The sequence below is a fragment of the Aeromonas salmonicida genome (assembly GCF_028355655.1).
In the GTDB taxonomy this organism is placed as follows: Bacteria; Pseudomonadota; Gammaproteobacteria; order Enterobacterales; family Aeromonadaceae; genus Aeromonas; species Aeromonas salmonicida.
On record NZ_CP110645.1, the window covers coordinates 2844027 to 2863526 of the forward strand.

Below are 19500 nucleotides of genomic sequence, written 5' to 3' on the forward strand. Positions count from 1 at the left end.
AGTGCTTTTTTTTCAATCAGATAAAATCCCTCCCCCATTGCCCAGACACAACAATGGGGGCCGCAGCCCCCATCTCATCTCTGTCATTGACAACGAAAACGTTTAACTGCCTTCGTTGAAAATTTCCAGATTGCTGGTGCCTTCCTGCCACTCACGCACCGCCTTGTTGTCATCGCTGCGCATGGCGTTCAAGTGATCCAGATAGGACTGATCCACGTCGGAGGTGACATAGTGACCGTTGAACACCGAGGTCTCGAAGTGGCGCAACTCGGGGTTGATCTCCCGCACCGCTTCTTCCAGATCTTCCAGATCCTGGAAAATCAGGCCATCGGCACCAATCAGTGCACACACCTCTTCCACTTCCCGGCCGTGGGCGATCAGCTCGTTGGCGGTCGGCATATCGATGCCATAGACGTTGGGGAAACGGATTTCCGGTGCCGCCGAGGCGAAGTAGACCTTGGCCGCGCCCGCTTCTCGGGCCATCTGGATGATCTGCTCAGAGGTAGTACCGCGCACTATGCTGTCATCCACCAACAACACCTTCTTGCCCTTGAATTCGGAGCTGATGGCGTTGAGCTTGCGGCGTACCGATTTCTTGCGCTGGGTCTGGCCCGGCATGATGAAGGTACGGCCTATGTAGCGGTTCTTCACGAAGCCCTGACGGTACGGCAGGTTCAGGGTATGGGCTATCTCCAGCGCCACGTCACAGGAGGTCTCCGGGATGGGGATAACCACATCCACATCGAGATCTTCCCACTCGCGCGCAATCTTCTGGCCCAGCTTGCGACCCATGTTGAGGCGGGCGGCGTAGACGGAGACCTTGTCGATGCACGAGTCGGGACGGGCGAAGTAGACATATTCGAAGATGCAGGAGCTCATCTGCGGGTTTTCCGCACACTGCTCGGAGAAGAGCTGGCCCTGCTCGGTAATGTAGATGGCTTCACCCGGCGCAACATCGCGCACCGTCTCGAAACCGATGGCGTCAAGCGCCACGCTCTCGGAGGCGAGCATGTACTCCACCTGGCCCTGCTCGTCTGCCCGACGACCCAGGATCAGCGGACGAATGCCGTTGGGATCACGAAATCCGATGAGGCCATGACCAATCACCAGGGAGACGACGGCATAGGCGCCACGGATCTGCTGATGGGTCTTGCGCACCGCAGAAAAGATATCCTCCGGACGCAGCGCCATCTTGTCGCAGAGATCCAGCTCGTGGGCCAGCACGTTCAGCAGCACTTCCGAATCGGAGGTGGTGTTGATGTGACGACGGGCCACCTTGAACTGCTGCTCCTTGAGATCCTTGGCGTTGGTGAGGTTGCCGTTGTGGGCCAGCACCATGCCGTAGGGAGAGTTCACGTAAAAAGGTTGGGCTTCAGCGGCACTTGAGCTGCCTGCGGTGGGATATCTGACATGACCTATGCCGATATGCCCCTTCAGTCGCTGCATGTGACGCACTTCAAACACGTCCTTCACCAGGCCGTTGGCCTTGCGTTGCCGGAAGTTTCCACTGTCTATGGTCACGATCCCGGCGGCATCCTGTCCCCTGTGCTGCAACACCGTCAAGGCGTCGTAGAGGGCCTGATTGACGGGGGTGGTGCCAACTATACCGACAATACCACACATGTCTTTGCTACCTCGAAGTCACTATACCTGTTTAAGAAAACTGGATGAGTTCAACATGAACCCGAAAAACCACTGGATAACCGGTTTGAACTCGGGTACCAGCTTGGATGCCACCCACCAGTCGCTCTGGGAGAGGCTGGTGAAGGTATCCATAAAAAACAGCAGGGCACTGACGATCAGCACTCCGCGAATGGCGCCAAAACAGATGCCAAGCACCCGATCCGTTCCTGACAGGCCGGTCTTTTCCACCAGCAAACCCACCACGTAGTTCACCACGCCGCCCAGGATCAGGGTAGCCACGAACAGGGCTGCAATGGCCAGGCCGTTGCGTATCAGGGGATCGGAGAACGAGGTGAAATAGACGGCGAGATCGGGATAGAAATGGCTGGCGATAAAGAAGGCGATAAACCAGGTGACAAGGGACATGGCCTCCTTGACGAAGCCGCGCACCAGGCTGATGAGGGCGGAGAAACCGACGATGCCGATGATGGCGTAATCAATCCAGACCATAGGAAAAAGTGTCCTGCGAAATTGCGGCGCAGTCTAACAAAAACGATTGCGCAATGCTTGATAAAAATGTGTTAAATGTTCGACCGGGGGCCGGATGAAGCACTTTTTTCGGCGCCAACGCGAAGATTTGGCGCCCAAACGCACAACGCCATGGCATGGCCATGGCGTTGTATTTACGCGAGTGCGCTTAGCCTATGTGGGTCAGACCGCCCATGTAGGATTGCAGCGCCGCCGGGATGGCGATGCGGCCATCTTCCTGCTGGTAGTTCTCCATCACGGCCACCAGGGTGCGACCCACTGCCAGGCCGGAGCCATTCAGGGTGTGCAGCAGCTGGGGCTTGCCATCGATACGCACGCGAGCCTGCATGCGGCGCGCCTGGAAATCGGTGCAGTTGGAGACGGAGGAGATCTCGCGGTAGGTGTTCTGGGCCGGCAGCCACACTTCCAGATCGTAGGTCTTGGCGGCGCAGAAGCCCATGTCACCGGTGGCCAGCGCCATCACGCGATACGGCAGCTCCAGCAGTTGCAGCACCTTCTCGGCGTGACCGGCCATCTCTTCCAGCGCTTCCCAGGACTTTTCCGGGTGAACCAGCTGCACCATCTCGACCTTGTCGAACTGGTGCATGCGGATGAGGCCGCGGGTGTCACGGCCATAAGAACCGGCTTCGGAACGGAAGCAGGGGCTGTGGGCCGTCATCTTGATGGGCAGCTCCTGCTCATCGAAGATTTCGTCGCGGGCCATGTTGGTGAGCGGCACTTCGGAGGTCGGGATCAGGGAGAACTTGCGCACCTTGCCCTCGTCTTCCCCTTCGCCCTCGATACCGGTATTGAACAGGTCCAGGGAGAACTTGGGCAGCTGGCCGGTACCGTACAGGCTGTCCGGGTTCACCAGATAAGGCACGTAGCACTCGGTGTAGCCGTGCTGCAGGGTGTGCAAGTCCAGCATGAACTGCGCCAGCGCACGGTGCAGGCGGGCAATCTGGCCCTTCATCACCACGAAGCGGGCACCGGACAGCTTGACGCCGTTCTTGAAGTCAACGCCCTTGGCCGCTTCACCGAGATCGATGTGATCGCGCACCGGGAAGTCGAACGCACGCGGGGTACCCCAGCGGCGCACTTCAACGTTGTCGTTCTCGTCACGACCCACCGGTGTGGTGTCACTCGGCAGGTTGGGAATGGCATCGGAGATGGACTTGATCTCAGTCAGCAGCGCGTCGAGCTCAACCTTGCTGGTTTCAAGCTCGTCGTTGATCTTGGTCACCTCGGCCTTGAGCGGGACCACATCTTCACCACGACGGGCAGCCTCACCGATGGACTTGGAGCGGGCATTGCGCTCGGCCTGCAGCTCCTGGGTACGGGACTGCAGATCCTTGCGTTTCTCTTCCAGAGCATTGACAGCCGCTACGTCCAGAACGTAGCCACGTGTCGCCAGACGAGTGGCAGCTTCATCGATCTCGCTACGCAGATATTTGGGATCCAGCATGGTTTACCTACTTTTTTAAAATGGGATCTGGGCCTGGGTCATCAGACCGGGCGAGAAAACAGATCCGGAAGTTAACATCGGTTGGCGCACCCCTATCGTCTTCAGCTTCGGGCCTTCAAAATCAGGCCTTCGAAATCAAGAAGATGGCGCAAGGCCAAGACAAGCGGGGTCAGAGGGGCAGTGTATCAGACCGCCCCCCCGCGCGAACAGGGACTATTTATGTCGTTTTTACTGACGTTACCTGCCATGTAAGGGCAAATACGCCCCCTGCTGGCCCCTTGACGATGCAAGGCTCATATAGCACCGGGGATCACCCAGCACACTTAGTCGAATGCACATAGGCTGGCTCGCCCTGTCAGGTGTCCCGCTTGCGTGGGCTCTGTTTATCCAGCTCGTGGAGATAATCGAGCTTCTGGGCGATCTGCTTCTCGAGACCGCGATCCGTGGGCTGGTAGTACTGCTTGCCAGCCAGCTGTGGCGGGAAATAGCTCTCCCCGGCAGCATAGGCCCCGGGTTCGTCGTGGGCATAGCGATACTCGGCGCCATAGCCCAGATCGCTCATCAGCTTGGTGGGTGCGTTGCGAAGGTGCGGCGGCACCTCGAAGTCAGGCAGGTTTTTGGCGTCGTTGAGCGCCGCTTTCCAGGCGGTGTAGACCGCATTGCTCTTGGGAGCGCAGGCGAGGTAGACGATGGCCTGGGCGATGGCCCGCTCCCCTTCGGCAGGACCGATGCGGTGGAAGCAATCCCAGGCCGATAACGCCACCTGCATGGCACGCGGATCGGCATTGCCCACATCTTCCGAGGCAATCGCCAGCAAGCGGCGGGCGATGTAGAGGGGATCGCAACCTGCGCTCACCATGCGGGCATACCAGTAGAGCGCCGCATCGGGGGCAGAGCCGCGAATGGACTTGTGCACCGCCGAGATGAGGTCGTAGAAGTGATCGCCGCCCTTGTCAAAGCGCGCCACATGCTCACCCACCACGGCGGCGAGCAGGGCACTGTCGATCACCCTCTCCCCTGCCCCATTGGTCTCGGCCATGTCGGCCAGCAGCTCCAGATAGTTGAGGGATTTGCGCCCGTCACCATCCACGGCTTTGGCCAGCGCCTCCTTCACTCCGGGGGCAAAGGTGAGTGCCGGATCATTGAGGCCGCGGGAGTCTGTCATTGCCTGATCGATCATGGCGAGGATGTCGTCCTCTTCCAGCCGCTTGAGCAGATAGACCCGGGCCCGGGAGAGCAGTGCGTTGTTGAGTTCGAACGAGGGGTTTTCGGTGGTGGCACCGATGAAGGTGATGGTGCCATCTTCGATGTGGGGCAGGAACACATCCTGCTGGCTCTTGTTGAAGCGGTGCACCTCATCGACGAAGAGGATGGTGCGCACCCCGCGCCAGCTGTTCTCCTTCGCCTTGTCGATGGCGGCGCGGATCTCCTTGATGCCGGAGGTCACCGCGGAGAGCCGCTCCACCTCGGCCTGGCAGTAGTGGGCCATCAGCTCGGCGAGGGTGGTCTTGCCGGTGCCGGGCGGCCCCCAAAAAATCATGGAGTGGCAGTGACCGGCCAGGATCGCTTTGCGCAGGGGCTTGTCAGGCCCCAGGATATGCTGCTGACCTATATACTGGTCGAGGTTTTGCGGCCGCATCCGGGCCGCCAGCGGACGAAAGTCCGACGAAAAATCCAGCGATAAATTGCTCATCTGCATTGACCATCCAGCGTCATGCCGACCGCCAGTGGCGGACAGCTCGACGATAGATCCAAAGACATCATGCGGGCCGCCAGCAGGTGATGGCCCGACGAGACATCCAAAGAGAAATTGCTCATCAGCGCTGGTCGTCCAGCTCGACCCCCTTCGGGATCTTGAAGACAAATTCGTTGCCCTTGAGCACCGGCTTTCGGTTGAAACTGCTCAGGGTGAATTCGCTCCACTGCCCCTGTGCCTCTTTCACATCGAAACGACTGATGTTGTTCTGCCTGTCGAACGTGACGCGAAAGGAAGCGATCAGCTCATCCTTGTTGCGGCTGGTAACGGTGTAGACATTCCCTTCTTGGGTCACGTCATAGTGCTTCCAGAATTTGTCATCGTTGCCGGCGATCAGGATGAAGGGGGTATTGAGGACCGCATCCTTGAGTTTGAGGGCGGTTACCTGCTCGACGAAGGGGTCATAGACCCAGACGTCCTTGCCATCCGCCACTATCAGGCTCTCGTCCGGCGAGGTGGTATGCCAGTTGAAACGATTCGGGCGCTGCACCAGCAGATCGCCACCGGCCTTTTGCAGCTCCTTGCCCTTGCTGTCGTAGACGGTCTGGGCAAACTTGGCGGAGAAGAGGCTCACATCGGCCAGCTTCTGCTTGAGGCTGCTGGCCGCATCCGCCCACACCTGACTGCTGGCAACCAGCAATACAGACCCTATCAACAGTTGTTTTTTCATCACGCTTTTCATGAAGACGCTCTCGATAAAAGGCCACGCCCGGTGAGGGCATGGCCAGGGTAGAGGAAGGGTGAGCCTTAGTCCCGTACCGGCGGCGGTGCCAGCACATCGCGCTGACCATTGCCGCCCGGCGAGCTGACGATACCCTGATTTTCCATCTGCTCGATGAGACGAGCCGCACGGTTGTAACCAATCTTGAATTTGCGCTGCACGCTGGACGTCGAGCCACGGCGCGACTCCACCACAAAGGCCACCGCCTCGTCAAACAGGGGGTCGAGCTCTTCGTCGCCACCACCGCCATATTCGCTGCTGCCGCCCTCGCCGCCCGACTCACCGGAGAGGATCTCTTCGATGTAGTTGGGCTCACCGCGCAGTTTCCAGTCCGCCACCACCTTGTGTACCTCGTGATCATCGACGAAGGCGCCGTGGACACGGGTGGGGTTGGAGGTGCCGGCCGGCATGTAGAGCATGTCGCCCATGCCAAGCAGGGATTCGGCACCGCCCTGATCCAGAATGGTACGCGAGTCGATCTTGCTCGACACCTGGAACGAGATCCGGGTCGGTATGTTGGCCTTGATAAGACCGGTGATCACATCCACAGAGGGACGCTGGGTCGCCAGTATGAGGTGAATACCGGCGGCCCGCGCTTTCTGGGCAATACGAGCGATGAGCTCTTCGACCTTCTTGCCGACAATCATCATCATGTCGGCAAATTCGTCCACCACCACCACTATGTGGGGCAGTTTTTCCAGCTCCGGCGGCATCTGATCCATGGAGTCACCCGGGCGCCACAAGGGATCCCGCATCGGTTCACCCTCAGCAGCCGCGGCCAATACCTTGTCGTTGTAGCCCTTGAGGTTACGCACCCCGACCGCCGACATCAGCTTGTAACGGCGCTCCATCTCGCCCACACACCAGCGCAGGGCGTTGGCAGCATCCTTCATGTCGGTGACCACCTCGGTCAGCAGATGAGGGATCCCTTCGTAGACAGAGAGCTCCAGCATCTTGGGGTCGATCATGATGAAACGCAGATCGTCCGGGGACGACTTGTAGAGCATGGAGATGATCATGGTGTTGACCCCCACCGACTTGCCCGAACCGGTCGTACCGGCCACCAGCAAGTGCGGCATCTTGGCCAGATTCACCACCACGGGCTCCCCTGCAATGTCCTGACCGAGCCCCATGGTAAGGGGGTTGCGGCTATCGCGGAAAGCATCGCAATCGAGGGTCTCGCGCAGGTAAACGGTCTGGCGCACCCGATTGGGCAACTCGATACCGACGAAAGTCTTGCCCGGGATCACTTCCACCACCCGCACACTGCTGGCGGAGAGGGAGCGGGCCAAGTCCCGCGACAGGTTGGTGATCTTGCTCGCCTTCATGCCAGGGGCCAGATCCAGCTCGAAACGGGTGATGACAGGGCCCGGATAGACACCGACCACCTTGGCCTGCACGTTGTAGTCGGCCAGCTTGGCTTCCACCAAACGGCCCATACGGTCCAGCTCGTCTTTGCTCATCATCTGAGTCTTTGCGGGCGGTCTGTCCAGCAGCTCAATGCTCGGCAAGGGAGGCATGCTCAGTTGCACACGGCGCTTGGGCTTGCCCGGCGCGGCGGCAACCGGTGCGACCGGCTCATCCTCACCCTCGGCCCAGGGCAGATCGAATTCGTCATCCTCGTCATCTGCCGTGGTCAGGGCCGGCTGGCGACGGGCATTGGCAGCGGCAGCGCGCTTGGGTTTGGCCACGGGTGCCGGCTCGTCATCTTCATCATCAAACTGCGGGTCGAACTGGAAGGTATCGTCATCGAGCTCCGGCAGCCACTCATCGGAGGTTGCCTTCTGGCCCTTGGCGGTACCGTTACCCTTGGGACGACGGGTCCAGCTGGAGTGCGGCTCATCCTCGTCTTCATCATCGAGCTCGAGGGCACCGACACCCCCTTCCAGTAAGGGATCGGCTCCCTCGTAACGGGGCTGACGCCAGCCACCGGTCAACCAGCGACCCAGTGTAGTGGGGAAGTGGTAGATGGCGCTGACCGAACCGGTACAGGTGGCGCCAATCCGCTCGACTATGGTGAGCCAGGACCAGCCGGTAAACAGTGTGATGCCGGTTGCCACGAAGCAGAGCAGCATCAGATTGGCACCGACGCCGCCAAACAGCGGCACCACGGCGGAGGCGATCACGTCCCCCACCAGGCCACCGGCGGAAAAATTCTGCATGTCATTGAAGTTCATGCTGGCAATGGCGGACATGCCGAGCACGGTCAGCACGAAGCCGACGATGCGCACCGACAGGGTGAGATAGTCCACATCCAGCAGCCGGCTCGGACGCCAGAACAGGCTCCAGCCCAATAAAACCACCAGGGGGGGAACCAGATAGGAGAAAGCCCCAAAGGTAAACATGGTGATATCGGCGAGCCAGGCCCCCGCGCTACCGGCGAGGTTCTTCACCTCCCCTTGCCAGGAGGTCTGCGACCAACCGGGATCGGCGGGATGATAGGACAACAGGGCAAGCAAGAGATAGGCAGCCATCAGAGTGATGGCGATCAAGACGGCTTCGAAGATCCGTTGTGTACCTGATAAAGGAGTAAACAGCTTTTTATCGGCCAAACTCCGGCTCCTTTCTGAAAACATATAATGCGGGGGGATAAGGGGGCCTAGTATCCCTGAAAAGCCCACCGATTGTCAGCCAGTGCCTGATGGGCTGGGCCATATTCACAACCAACTCGATAAGAAGAAACGAGCGGACCGGCCGCTCGTTTCTGACTGTCGTGACTTGTCATTAGCCTGGCAAGCCACAGCATAACCCAACTCAACGGGTGCTGATCACCAGACGACTGCTCTGCTTGACCTCTTCCATCACCACATAGGTGCGGGTGTCATTGACGCCGGGCAGTCGCAGCAGGGTTTCCCCCAGCAGGCGGCGATAGGCCGACATGTCGCTGACGCGGGTCTTGAGCAGATAGTCGAAATCGCCGGAGACCAGATGGCACTCCTGGATCTCTTCAAGCACCTGAACAGCCTTGTTGAACTGTTCAAACACATCCGGCGCACCGCGATTGAGGGTAATTTCCACGAACACCAGCAGAGACGCATCCAGATAATGAGGGTTCAGAATAGCGGCATATCCTTCGATATAACCTTGTCGCTCGAGGCGACGAACCCGTTCCAGACACGGTGTAGGACTCAGGCCAACTCGCTTGGACAACTCAACGTTCGAAATCCTGCCATCCTTTTGCAGTTCATTCAGAATGTTGCGGTCAATCCTGTCCAAATCCTTTAGCCGACTCTTAGCTTCCATCATTTTATTCCATCCTTTGGCTATTTTTTGGTAAGAATCACCAGTCATTTTATAATTATGGTCACAAATCCTGTCAATACCTGAATATGCTAGGCGCAAATGTTACGTAACCTTGAAGCAACATAAAACACCGGTCGATAGACGAGGGATAGCATGATTATCGGTGTACCTAAAGAAATAAAAAACCATGAATATCGCCTAGACATGGTTCCGGCCAGTGTACGTGAACTGACAGCACGAAACCATACTGTTTTCGTCCAAAGCGGCGCAGGAAGCGGCATTGGCTTGGATGAGGCAGATTATCGCGCTGTCGGTGCCGATATTTTGGTCTCTGCAGCAGCCGTTTTCGCCCAGACCGGATGATCATCCAGACCAGATAACTCCGCACATCAAGCATGCCTGATCCGCGGGGAACATCCCCTCTTTTAATCCCGTTGTGCCACCTGTTTGCATTGGGTCCCGGGCACTGACCCTATCCGTCAATCGCGGCCCCCTCTAAACCATCCGCCCGAAATGACCTGACGCTGCCGCCCATGACGAAGAAAGTGGCTGAACGCATCTCTATTCATTTGAATAGCCCGCATGCTCCTCTTCTGCCTGACTGTCTTGGTGCTCTGCTGAGGGTCATCTTGCTGTTGAAGTGGTCAAGACAGTGTTCAGCTACGCAATGATGGCACCGGGCGCCACTGCGCCAAGAGTTGTCAACCATGACCATATTGTCCGCATGAAGCCGGGTTCGGCCATCGTCGACATGACACAGATACGGGCAAAGACGAGAAGCCCCCTCACCCGTACACATCCGGTTGACGGCTTCTCCAACGAGGCAAGACACGACAACGCAGCCGAAATACCGGGGTAACCAAGGCCATCCCGAGCGAACTCGCAAGCCACGCCCAACATGGCGTCGGCAAACGCACTTCTCTGAGTCAGGATCCGTCCAGAATGGACTCTTTTCACCTCAAAATGAGCATCAGCCTGCACCTATCATCGATTGGCACAATCGACTCACTGACCTTTGACCCCATATCACGAATTACCTACAATCGCGCAAACTCATCACGTCTCGGAAATCACATCATGAGCCAAGTCACTCACAGCAAACTGCTGATCCTGGGGTCAGGCCCGGCCGGTTACACTGCCGCCGTCTACGCAGCCCGCGCCAACCTGAATCCTCTGCTCATCACAGGCATGCAGCAAGGTGGTCAGCTGACCACCACCACAGAGGTGGAAAACTGGCCCGGTGATCCCGAAGGTCTGACCGGTCCAGCCCTGATGGAGCGCATGAAGGCCCATGCGGAGAAGTTCGATACCCGCATCCTGTTTGATCACATCAATGAAGTGGAGCTGACCCAGCGTCCGTTCCGCCTCAAGGGCGACAGCGCCGAATACACCTGCGATGCGCTGATCATCGCCACCGGCGCCTCCGCCAAATATTTGGGACTGCCTTCCGAAGAGGCCTTCAAGGGACGCGGCGTCTCCGCCTGCGCTACCTGTGACGGCTTCTTCTATCGCAACCAGGAAGTGGCGGTGATCGGCGGCGGCAATACCGCAGTGGAAGAGGCACTCTATCTTGCCAACATCGCCAAGAAGGTGCACCTCATTCACCGCCGCGATGAGTTTCGCGCCGAGAAGATCCTGATCAAGCGTCTGCACGACAAGGTAGCGAGCGGCAACATAGTGCTGCACACCCACCAGACCCTGGACGAAGTGCTGGGGGATCAGATGGGCGTGACCGGTGTGCGCCTGCGCAGCACGCAGGATGACACCACCACGGATCTGCCGCTGATGGGCGTATTCATCGCTATCGGCCACCAGCCGAATACCCAGATCTTCGAGGGCCAGCTGGCGATGCAAAACGGCTACCTGATCGTCCGTGGCGGGCTGGACGGCTTTGCCACCCAGACCAGCATTGAAGGGGTATTTGCCGCCGGTGACGTGGCCGATCACAACTACCGTCAGGCCATTACATCTGCCGGCACCGGCTGCATGGCCGCCCTCGATGCCGAGCGATATCTGGACGCGCAATAAGCGCAAGGGATATAAAAGGCATGCCGTGAGGCATGCCTTTTTACGTTAAGGAGCCGGATGAAACAGAAAATATTGATTGTCGAAGATAGCATGACGATCCGTCGCATGTTGATCCAGGCCATCGCGCAGCAAACTGGCCTGGAGATTGATGCCTTCGATACCCTGGAGGGGGCACGTCACTGCCAGGGAGACGAATACGTGGTCGCGCTGGTGGATCTCACCCTGCCTGATGCTCCCAGCGGGGAAGCCGTCAAGGTGCTGCTGGAACGAGGCTTGCCAGTGGTGATCCTCACCGCCGACATCAGCGAAGACAAGCGGGAGGCCTGGCTGGAAGCAGGGGTGCTGGATTATGTGATGAAAGATTCACGTCACTCCCTGCAATACGCGGTCGGTCTGGTGCATCGCCTCTATCTCAATCAGCAGATTGAAGTGCTGGTCGTCGATGATTCACGCACCTCCCGCCACCGCACTATGGCACAGCTACGCAAGCAGTTGTTGCTGGTCCACGAGGCGAGCCATGCCCGCGAAGCCCTGACCATCCTTGAGCAGAATCCGGCCATCCGGCTGGTACTGGTCGACTACTATATGCCGGAAATTGACGGCATCAGCCTGGTGCGGATGCTGCGAGAGCGCTACAGCAAGCAGCAGCTCGCCATCATAGGGATCTCGGTGTCGGACAAACGGGGCTTGTCTGCCCGCTACCTCAAGCAAGGGGCCAACGACTTTCTCAACCAGCCGTTCGAGCCGGAAGAGTTGCAGTGTCGGGTCAGCCATAACCTGGAGGCGCTTGAGCAGTTCAACAGCATTCAGGAATCCGCCAACCGCGACTACCTGACCGGGCTTTATAACCGGCGCTACTGGTTCAACGAGGGGCAAAAGTGGTTTGAGGAGCATCAGCGCCAGCAGACGCCGCTCGCGCTGTGTGTCCTCGATGTGGATCACTTCAAGCAGGTCAACGATCACTGGGGTCATGCCATCGGCGATCAACTGCTCTGCCACCTCACCCGGTTGCTGACCCAGTTCTTCCCCGATGCCATGATTGCCCGCTTTGGGGGAGAGGAGTTTGCCCTTATGGTGCCCCATTGCACAGTGCCAGTGCTGCTCAAACGGCTGGAGGGACTGCGCCAACAACTGCGTCAGCAACCCTTGTCACGGGAGACGCCGCTGTTCGTTCGCGCCAGTTTCGGGGTGATCAATGTCGGGCGAGTCTCCATGGACGAGGCACTGAGTGAAGCGGATCGCCTGCTCTATCAGGCAAAAAACACAGGTCGCGACAAGATAGTGTCTCAGGGCTCATCTGCATGAGCTAGATGAGTTCCGTGTAGTACCGCCCGACTGGCTCCTGTCAATGGAGACCGTCGGGTTGCTCCCCTTCCCTCTTCCCTGCTTCGCTCGATGCGCCCTGTCTCAGTAGGTCTTGTCGACTCGTACCCCATCGTCGAAATAGAGGATGCGCACCTTGTCTCCGTTCATGAACACCATGGCCGGATCGTAATCCTGGATAACGTTGACCAAACCGTTTTGCTCGTTGCGAATGAGCAGCTCTACCAGCTTGTTCTCCACCACGGATCCACCTGATTGATAATGCTGCGCGGCAGCGGCCCCTGCCAGTGCCCCCACGGCGGTGGCAATTTCACGGCCGTGGCCGCCGCCAAACTGGTTGCCAAGCAGTCCACCCAGGACGGCCCCGCCCAGGGTTTTCCAGCCGGAATGTTCAGACTCCAGGATCTGGCGCTGGGTGATGTTGCGTACCGTCTCCACCTGGCCAAACACCACCTGATTGACGGGCCGCGCCGTGTTGCGCTCGTAAACCTGGGCCCCGGCAGGCGCAGTGACAAAGCAGAGCAAGCTGGATACTATCAGGATAATGGCCTTCATCTGTGAACCTCTTCGCCTTATGTCTCGCTATCTTACCCAATTGGATGATGCGCTGTGCTGGTTTCCCGACCCCGAGCACGCACTGGATGAACCCAACGGCCTGCTGGCGATCGGCGGGGATCTCTCCCCTGAACGATTGCTGGCAGCTTACCACAAGGGGATCTTCCCGTGGAATGAGCCCCACCAGCCGTTGCTGTGGTGGTCGCCGGATCCCAGAGGGGTCATCATCCCCGAACAGCTGCACATAGGTCGCAGCCTGCGCAAATTTATCCGCCGCACCTCATTCGATATTTCCATCAATCGCGCCTTTAATGAGGTAATAGCGGCCTGCGCCGCCCCCCGTCGCAGCGCCAGTGGAACCTGGATAAGCACGCCCATGATCGACGCCTATCGACAACTTCATCGCCTTGGCCATGCCCACTCCGTCGAGATCTGGCAGCATGGCCAGTTGCAAGCTGGCCTCTATGGCCTCTCCCTCGGCCGCCTCTTCTGCGGTGAGTCCATGTTCAGCCGCATCGACAACGGCGCCAAGCTAGCCATGGTGGCGCTCTGTCACCACTTCGCCAGCCACGGTGGTGCACTGATCGATTGCCAGATGCAGAATGATTTTCTGGCTACCATGGGGATCCAGGAGTGGCCAAGAGAGACGTTTTTGACGGCGCTGACCAAACTGAGCCGGCAGCCGTTGGCAGATAACTGCTGGCAAGCGGGGAGCATCAGCCTATGACAGAAGAAGTGATCCTAAAAGTAGGTCTGACCCCCAAGCATCAATGCAGCTATCTGGGCCATGAACAGGAGCAACTGCTGGTATTGATGGACCACAACCTGCTCAATGCCAGCGGCTATGAGCGGTTGCTGACGGCGGGATTTCGGCGCAGCGGAAATGACATATATCGGCCCCACTGCCCGGCCTGCAGTGCCTGCCAGTCGCTGCGCATTCACAGCGAACGCTTTGTGCCAAGCCGCAGCCAGAAGCGGATCCGGCAGTTGAATCAGGACCTTGAACTGGTGCTCAGCTATGACGACAAGCCCGAGTATTACCAGCTCTACGAGCGCTACATTCGCGAGCGTCACCATGACGGCAGCATGTATCCCCCCAGCCGGACCCAATACAAGGGCTTTTTGCATTGCGACTGGATGCCGCCACTTTACCTCGAAATGCGCAAGGACAACCGGCTGATCGGGGTCGCTACTACGGATCTGCTCCCCCACTCCTTGAGCGCCATGTATACCTTTTTCGATCCGGCTCACGCCGATCGCTCCCTCGGTACCTTTGCCATTCTGAGTCAGCTGGATCTGGCCAAGCGCACAGGTCGCACCTGGTTGTATCTTGGCTATCTGGTAGAGGCGTGCCGCAAGATGAATTACAAGCGCCAATACCTGCCTCACGAGCGGCTGATACAGGGGGAATGGAAAAATATCGACACCAAGCCCGAGTAAACTTTACACATAGCCTTAAATCCGGCATGATCCAGCGGATTTTTGTTGTGGCTTATCAAGAGGATTCAATGGCTAAAGAAGACAGTATTGAGATGCAGGGCACCATTCTCGAAACCCTGCCCAATACCATGTTCCGTGTGGAACTGGAAAATGGTCACGTGGTTATCGCTCATATTTCCGGCAAGATGCGCAAAAACTACATCCGTATCCTGACTGGGGACAAAGTAACGGTAGCTCTGACTCCGTACGATCTCTCCAAGGGACGTATTGTTTTCCGCTCTCGCTAAGCCAGGAATTCAGCAAAAAACCCCAACCTCTCGGCTGGGGTTTTTTGTCGCTTTCTAACTATCAGTGCTTAGTGGGAGACAGCTTCAATATTGACCTGAAAGTCAAAGCTGAGGCTGTCATTTACCAATTCAACCTTCACTACCCCTCCATCAACCAGTGATCCAAACAGGATTTCATTGGCCAGTGGTTTCTTGAGGTGTTCCTGGATGACCCGTCCCATGGGTCTGGCTCCCATGGCCCTGTCATATCCCTTCTCGGCCAACCAGTGGCGGACACCCTCGGACACTTCAAGAGACACGCCCTTGGCATCCAGCTGTACCTGCAACTCGACAATGAACTTGTCGACCACCTGGTGGATCACCTGCATATCCAGATGGTTGAACCAGATGGTGTGATCCAGCCGGTTGCGGAACTCAGGACTGAACGTCTTGTTTATCACCGCCATGGCATCGTGACTCATATCTTGTTGCTGGAAGCCAATGGACTTGCGCTGGGTCTCCTGCACACCGGCGTTGGTGGTCATCACCAGGATCACGTTACGGAAATCCGCCTTGCGCCCGTTGTTGTCCGTCAGGGTCCCGTTGTCCATTACCTGCAACAGCAGGTTGAACACATCCGGGTGCGCCTTCTCAATCTCGTCCAGCAACACCACCGAGTGGGGATGCTTGAGCACTGAGTCGGTCAGCAAGCCGCCCTGTTCAAAACCGACATAACCGGGAGGGGCACCAATCAAACGTGAGACGGTATGGCGCTCCATGTACTCGGACATATCAAAACGAAGCATTTCCACCCCGAGCGCCTTGCCAAGTTGCTGGGTGACCTCAGTCTTGCCCACCCCGGTTGGGCCGGCAAACAGGAAGCAACCCACCGGGCGGCGTTCATTGCCAAGACCTGAGCGTGACAGCCGGATAGCATCGGTCAACACCTCTATGGCCTTGTCCTGGCCAAACACCACCATCTTGAGATTGCGCTCCAGGTTCTTCAGCACTTCCTTGTCGGAAGAAGAAACAGATTTCTCCGGGATACGGGCAATCTTGGCAACGATGGCTTCGATTTCCGGCACATTGATCACTTTCTTGCGCTTGCTCACCGGCAGCAGACGCTGCCCTGCCCCGGCCTCGTCGATCACGTCGATGGCCTTGTCAGGCAGATGGCGGTCGTTGATGTACTTGGCCGAGAGTTCGACCGCAGCACGGATCGCCTTCACGGTATAACGCACACCGTGGTGCGATTCGTAACGGCTCTTGAGCCCCATCAGAATGCGGGTTGTATCATCCACGCTCGGCTCGACGACATCGATCTTCTGGAAACGACGGGCCAAGGCACGGTCTTTCTCGAAGATCTGGGAGTATTCCTGGTAGGTTGTCGACCCGACACAGCGCAGCAAACCATTGGAGAGCAACGGCTTGATGAGGTTGGCTGCGTCAAGCTGGCCACCCGAAGCCGCACCGGCCCCAATAATGGTGTGGATCTCGTCGATGAAGAGGATGGCCCCTTCTTGGCGCTCAATCTGCTTGAGCAACACCTTGAGGCGTTTTTCGAAATCACCACGATACTTGGTGCCCGCCAGCAAGGACCCCATATCCAGTGAATAGATGGTGCTACCGGCAATCACCTCGGGCACATCTCCCTTGACGATGCGATAGGCCAGGCCTTCGGCGATGGCTGTCTTGCCAACACCGGCTTCACCCACCAGCAGCGGATTGTTCTTGCGGCGACGGCACAATACCTGGATGGTACGGCTCAGTTCCTGATCGCGGCCGATGAGCGGGTCGATACGCCCTTCCAGCACCAGCTGATTCAGGTTGGTGGCAAAGCTTTCTATCTGGGCAGCAGAGACATCATCGTCAGACTCGGCATTGTTACTGCTGTTGTCCGGCTTGCTATCTTTTCGCACCCCGTGGGAGAGGAAATTGACCACGTCCAGCCGGCTTATCTCGGCCTTTTTCAGAAAATAGGCCGCCTGAGATTCCTGCTCACTGAAGATTGCTACCAGCACGTTGGCGCCGCTGACCTCAGTATTGCCAGAGGATTGCACATGGAAGACAGCACGCTGCAGCACTCGCTGGAAGCCAAGCGTGGGCTGGGTTTCTCTGTCTTCATCATCGCGGGGAATAAGCGGGGTTGTTTGACCGATGAATGCGCTGATCTCTTTGCGCATCAGTTCCACATCAGCACCACACGAACTCAACGCCTCATGGGCTGAGCTGTTATCCAGCAGGGCTAACAACAGGTGCTCGACAGTCATGAATTCGTGGCGCTCGTCACGGGCCAGTTTGAAAGCCTCGTTCAGCGTCTTTTCTAGATCTTTATTCAACATAGGCACCTCCCCTAGTACAGCAACAATGTGGTGTCGTTCTCGCCATCAAGTCATCAGATTCAAGCCTTTTCCATGGTACACAGCAGTGGATGTTCGTTGTTACGTGAATAGGTGTTGACCTGGACCACTTTGGTTTCGGCAATCTCGGCGGTAAACGTACCACAGACTCCCTTACCACTATAATGCACACTCAGCATCACTTGGGTTGCCTTGTCCAAATCCATACCAAAGAACTTTTGCAGCACCTCCACCACAAACTCCATCGGTGTGTAGTCATCGTTGTTCAGGACGACCTTGTACATGGGTGGCGGTTGCAGCTTCGTTTTCTCTGCTTGTGCAATCTCTTCATTAGCAAAGAGTTCTTTCTGCTTGCTCATAGTCGCGCTTCGGTACCTCTAGATTACTACCGTCTAACACAAGATTGTCAATAGACTTGTTAACCAGATCACATCAGTTGTTAACAACTCCTTGACTCGCTCAAAAGTTAGACTAGATTGGTTACTTGCTAATCGGCGCCCGTCTGCTATAGACGTATGCTACTAGTTATAAAGGGCTGGCGCAGGTTACTCAACGACTTCAGGGTAATCAATAAAAGGATGTAGATGTATGGCAACCGGAACAGTCAAGTGGTTTAACAACGCAAAAGGATTTGGGTTTATCTGTCCGGAAGGGGGTGGTGAAGATATCTTCGCCCACTACTCCACGATACAAATGGAAGGTTACAAGACCTTAAAAGCAGGTCAGGCAGTCAACTTCGAACTGCAGCAGGGGCCGAAAGGAAATCACGCCTCTGTCATCGTGCCAAACGAAGCACAGAACATGTAAGAGTCAAACTGGATAAATAAAAAACCCGGCGAACCGCAAGGTTGCCGGGTTTTTTATTGTGAGCTTTGAGTGCGAGCGTGAAGCCAATCAGATGCAGGCTTCACCCATCATCACAGTGCCTGGTCGTGATAGTCCTGACAGGCACTCAGGGTGTTTTCCATCAGGCTCGCTACCGTCATGGGGCCGACACCACCCGGAACCGGTGTGATGAAAGAGGCATGATTACGCGCCGTCTCGAACTCCACATCCCCCACCAGAGAGCCGTCAGCCAGACGATTGATGCCCACGTCGATCACCAGGGCCCCCGGCTTGACCCACTCTCCTGGAATGAAGTTCGGCTTGCCCACGGCCACGACCAGCAAGTCGGCACGACGCACCTGTTGTTCCAGATCCTGAGTGAAGCGGTGGCAGGTGGTCGTGGTGCAACCAGCCAGCAGCAGCTCCAGCGTCATCGGGCGCCCCACTATGTTGGATGCACCGACCACCACAGCATGCAGACCATGAGTCTTGACGCCAGTGGTCTCTATCAGGGTCATGATGCCCTTGGGCGTACAGGGGCGCAGTGCCGGAATGCGTTGCGCCAGACGGCCCACGTTGTAGGGGTGAAAGCCATCCACGTCCTTGTCGGGACGAATACGCTCCAGCACCTGAGTCGTATCACAATGAGCCGGCAGCGGCAGTTGCACCAGAATGCCGTCTACATCCGCATCATCATTGAGCCGATCGATCAGGGCCAGCAGCTCTTCTTGGCTCGCCGTCGCGCTCAAATCGTAAGAGCGGGAGATAAACCCAACCTCTTCACAGGCGCGGCGCTTGCTGCCGACATAGACCTGAGACGCTGGATCCACCCCGACCAGGATCACCGCCAGACCTGGCGCCCGTTTACCTTGTGCCAACCGCTGTTGGACTTGCGCTGCGACCTGATTGCGAATCGTTTGCGCAACCTGTTTTCCATCAATGATTTTGGCAGACATCGTTCTTCACTCACCATGTGTTCAACTGCCGCGCATTGTCGCATTTTTTTGGCGCGGGTGTTAGCAGCGCTCGCTGGGCGGGCAATAAGTAGGCACTTGAATTTACTAGCGGAAAAATACGTTGACGCTGCCTTTCCCGCTTGGGTATGATGCCCGCCCGTTGCCCAGTACCGCCGCTATCGGTATGCTGGACAGGAAATTTTCGGTGATTAGCGCAGCCCGGTAGCGCATCTGGTTTGGGACCAGAGGGTCAAAGGTTCGAATCCTTTATCACCGACCAAGTTCATCGATGAGCCACCTTGGCTAATCGATACAGAGCGCCCTTAGCTCAGTCGGATAGAGCAACGGCCTTCTAAGCCGTGGGTCGCAGGTTCGAATCCTGCAGGGCGCACCATTAATAAATCCTCTCTC

General features: G+C 57.4%; 18 protein-coding genes, 2 tRNA genes and 1 pseudogene. 10 read left to right on the plus strand and 11 right to left on the minus strand.

The window, feature by feature from the left end; translation table 11 throughout:
- Nucleotides 1-102 precede the first annotated feature (102 nt).
- The 7 genes from purF to lrp form a co-directional block, all read right to left on the minus strand.
- Complete coding sequence (gene purF / locus ONZ54_RS13445; RefSeq protein ID WP_005310748.1) at nucleotides 103-1623, minus strand: amidophosphoribosyltransferase; 1521 nt, start codon at nucleotides 1621-1623, stop codon at nucleotides 103-105.
- Nucleotides 1624-1644: 21 nt separating this feature from the next.
- The gene (locus tag ONZ54_RS13450) at nucleotides 1645-2133 is read right to left on the minus strand and encodes a CvpA family protein (RefSeq protein WP_271786412.1); all 489 of its coding nucleotides are present in this window, start codon (nucleotides 2131-2133) and stop codon (nucleotides 1645-1647) included.
- A 187-nt stretch (nucleotides 2134-2320) separates the two neighbouring features.
- Nucleotides 2321-3616: a serine--tRNA ligase gene (gene serS / locus ONZ54_RS13455; RefSeq protein ID WP_271786413.1), complete on the minus strand. Its 1296-nt coding sequence runs from the start codon at nucleotides 3614-3616 to the stop codon at nucleotides 2321-2323.
- 355 nt (nucleotides 3617-3971) lie between these two features.
- Nucleotides 3972-5315 (minus strand): replication-associated recombination protein A, encoded by a 1344-nt coding sequence (locus ONZ54_RS13460; RefSeq protein WP_271786414.1) that lies wholly within the window; start codon nucleotides 5313-5315, stop codon nucleotides 3972-3974.
- Between the two features lie 118 nt (nucleotides 5316-5433).
- Complete coding sequence (gene lolA, locus ONZ54_RS13465; RefSeq protein WP_005310741.1) at nucleotides 5434-6042, minus strand: outer membrane lipoprotein periplasmic chaperone LolA; 609 nt, start codon at nucleotides 6040-6042, stop codon at nucleotides 5434-5436.
- Nucleotides 6043-6119: 77 nt separating this feature from the next.
- Nucleotides 6120-8645 (minus strand): DNA translocase FtsK, encoded by a 2526-nt coding sequence (locus ONZ54_RS13470; RefSeq protein WP_058394661.1) that lies wholly within the window; start codon nucleotides 8643-8645, stop codon nucleotides 6120-6122.
- A 202-nt stretch (nucleotides 8646-8847) separates the two neighbouring features.
- Nucleotides 8848-9339: a leucine-responsive transcriptional regulator Lrp gene (gene lrp, locus ONZ54_RS13475; RefSeq protein WP_005300047.1), complete on the minus strand. Its 492-nt coding sequence runs from the start codon at nucleotides 9337-9339 to the stop codon at nucleotides 8848-8850.
- A 150-nt stretch (nucleotides 9340-9489) separates the two neighbouring features.
- Here lrp and ONZ54_RS13480 point away from each other — a divergent pair.
- The 4 genes and pseudogenes from ONZ54_RS13480 to ONZ54_RS13490 all read left to right on the plus strand — a co-directional run.
- Nucleotides 9490-9690: pseudogene (locus ONZ54_RS13480) on the plus strand (alanine dehydrogenase); the annotation flags it as partial.
- Nucleotides 9691-10006: 316 nt separating this feature from the next.
- Complete coding sequence (locus ONZ54_RS23285; RefSeq protein ID WP_225854437.1) at nucleotides 10007-10195, plus strand: hypothetical protein; 189 nt, start codon at nucleotides 10007-10009, stop codon at nucleotides 10193-10195.
- A 218-nt stretch (nucleotides 10196-10413) separates the two neighbouring features.
- Nucleotides 10414-11364, plus strand: a complete 951-nt coding sequence (trxB, locus tag ONZ54_RS13485; protein ID WP_021140586.1) for a thioredoxin-disulfide reductase — start codon at nucleotides 10414-10416, stop codon at nucleotides 11362-11364.
- A gap of 57 nt (nucleotides 11365-11421) precedes the next feature.
- On the plus strand, nucleotides 11422-12669 hold the full coding sequence (locus ONZ54_RS13490; RefSeq protein ID WP_271786415.1) for a response regulator: 1248 nt from the start codon (nucleotides 11422-11424) through the stop codon (nucleotides 12667-12669).
- 102 nt (nucleotides 12670-12771) lie between these two features.
- Here ONZ54_RS13490 and ONZ54_RS13495 read toward each other — a convergent pair whose 3' ends face one another.
- Nucleotides 12772-13242, minus strand: a complete 471-nt coding sequence (locus tag ONZ54_RS13495; protein WP_005310731.1) for an outer membrane lipoprotein — start codon at nucleotides 13240-13242, stop codon at nucleotides 12772-12774.
- Nucleotides 13243-13261: 19 nt separating this feature from the next.
- Between ONZ54_RS13495 and aat the strand changes: the two genes are divergently transcribed.
- From aat to infA, 3 genes are all read left to right on the plus strand, one after another.
- Nucleotides 13262-13969, plus strand: a complete 708-nt coding sequence (gene aat, locus ONZ54_RS13500; protein ID WP_005310730.1) for a leucyl/phenylalanyl-tRNA--protein transferase — start codon at nucleotides 13262-13264, stop codon at nucleotides 13967-13969.
- Nucleotides 13966-14682 carry an arginyltransferase gene (locus tag ONZ54_RS13505; RefSeq protein WP_005310729.1) on the plus strand — a complete coding sequence of 239 codons (717 nt, stop codon included), beginning with the start codon at nucleotides 13966-13968 and terminating at the stop codon, nucleotides 14680-14682. Before aat ends, ONZ54_RS13505 begins: the two co-directional genes overlap by 4 nt.
- Nucleotides 14683-14750: 68 nt before the next feature.
- Nucleotides 14751-14969, plus strand: a complete 219-nt coding sequence (gene infA, locus ONZ54_RS13510; RefSeq protein ID WP_005300033.1) for a translation initiation factor IF-1 — start codon at nucleotides 14751-14753, stop codon at nucleotides 14967-14969.
- A gap of 68 nt (nucleotides 14970-15037) precedes the next feature.
- Here infA and clpA read toward each other — a convergent pair whose 3' ends face one another.
- Complete coding sequence (clpA, locus tag ONZ54_RS13515; RefSeq protein ID WP_059169068.1) at nucleotides 15038-17290, minus strand: ATP-dependent Clp protease ATP-binding subunit ClpA; 2253 nt, start codon at nucleotides 17288-17290, stop codon at nucleotides 15038-15040.
- Between the two features lie 59 nt (nucleotides 17291-17349).
- Complete coding sequence (gene clpS, locus ONZ54_RS13520) at nucleotides 17350-17667, minus strand: ATP-dependent Clp protease adapter ClpS (protein WP_005310725.1); 318 nt, start codon at nucleotides 17665-17667, stop codon at nucleotides 17350-17352.
- A gap of 229 nt (nucleotides 17668-17896) precedes the next feature.
- Between clpS and cspD the strand changes: the two genes are divergently transcribed.
- Complete coding sequence (gene cspD, locus ONZ54_RS13525; RefSeq protein ID WP_005300025.1) at nucleotides 17897-18115, plus strand: cold shock-like protein CspD; 219 nt, start codon at nucleotides 17897-17899, stop codon at nucleotides 18113-18115.
- Between the two features lie 110 nt (nucleotides 18116-18225).
- Here cspD and folD read toward each other — a convergent pair whose 3' ends face one another.
- Entirely contained in the window at nucleotides 18226-19089 is an 864-nt protein-coding gene (gene folD, locus ONZ54_RS13530; RefSeq protein ID WP_005310722.1) for a bifunctional methylenetetrahydrofolate dehydrogenase/methenyltetrahydrofolate cyclohydrolase FolD, read from the minus strand.
- A gap of 203 nt (nucleotides 19090-19292) precedes the next feature.
- Between folD and ONZ54_RS13535 the strand changes: the two genes are divergently transcribed.
- Both ONZ54_RS13535 and ONZ54_RS13540 read left to right on the plus strand, forming a co-directional pair.
- A tRNA-Pro gene (locus ONZ54_RS13535) sits at nucleotides 19293-19369 on the plus strand.
- Nucleotides 19370-19406: 37 nt separating this feature from the next.
- Nucleotides 19407-19483 (plus strand) — tRNA-Arg (locus ONZ54_RS13540).
- Nucleotides 19484-19500 lie beyond the last annotated feature (17 nt).

Coding starts and splice junctions, on each gene's coding strand:
- ONZ54_RS13490 (WP_271786415.1), top strand. CDS start 11,422: ATGAAACAGAAAATATTGATTGTCGAAGATAGCATGACGATCCGTCGC.
- ONZ54_RS23285 (WP_225854437.1), top strand. CDS start 10,007: ATGGCACCGGGCGCCACTGCGCCAAGAGTTGTCAACCATGACCATATT.
- lrp (WP_005300047.1), bottom strand. CDS start 9,339: ATGATGGAAGCTAAGAGTCGGCTAAAGGATTTGGACAGGATTGACCGC.
- serS (WP_271786413.1), bottom strand. CDS start 3,616: ATGCTGGATCCCAAATATCTGCGTAGCGAGATCGATGAAGCTGCCACT.
- lolA (WP_005310741.1), bottom strand. CDS start 6,042: ATGAAAAAACAACTGTTGATAGGGTCTGTATTGCTGGTTGCCAGCAGT.
- purF (WP_005310748.1), bottom strand. CDS start 1,623: ATGTGTGGTATTGTCGGTATAGTTGGCACCACCCCCGTCAATCAGGCC.
- trxB (WP_021140586.1), top strand. CDS start 10,414: ATGAGCCAAGTCACTCACAGCAAACTGCTGATCCTGGGGTCAGGCCCG.
- ONZ54_RS13460 (WP_271786414.1), bottom strand. CDS start 5,315: ATGCAGATGAGCAATTTATCGCTGGATTTTTCGTCGGACTTTCGTCCG.
- ONZ54_RS13450 (WP_271786412.1), bottom strand. CDS start 2,133: ATGGTCTGGATTGATTACGCCATCATCGGCATCGTCGGTTTCTCCGCC.
- aat (WP_005310730.1), top strand. CDS start 13,262: ATGTCTCGCTATCTTACCCAATTGGATGATGCGCTGTGCTGGTTTCCC.
- ONZ54_RS13505 (WP_005310729.1), top strand. CDS start 13,966: ATGACAGAAGAAGTGATCCTAAAAGTAGGTCTGACCCCCAAGCATCAA.
- infA (WP_005300033.1), top strand. CDS start 14,751: ATGGCTAAAGAAGACAGTATTGAGATGCAGGGCACCATTCTCGAAACC.
- ONZ54_RS13495 (WP_005310731.1), bottom strand. CDS start 13,242: ATGAAGGCCATTATCCTGATAGTATCCAGCTTGCTCTGCTTTGTCACT.
- folD (WP_005310722.1), bottom strand. CDS start 19,089: ATGTCTGCCAAAATCATTGATGGAAAACAGGTTGCGCAAACGATTCGC.
- clpS (WP_005310725.1), bottom strand. CDS start 17,667: ATGAGCAAGCAGAAAGAACTCTTTGCTAATGAAGAGATTGCACAAGCA.
- cspD (WP_005300025.1), top strand. CDS start 17,897: ATGGCAACCGGAACAGTCAAGTGGTTTAACAACGCAAAAGGATTTGGG.
- clpA (WP_059169068.1), bottom strand. CDS start 17,290: ATGTTGAATAAAGATCTAGAAAAGACGCTGAACGAGGCTTTCAAACTG.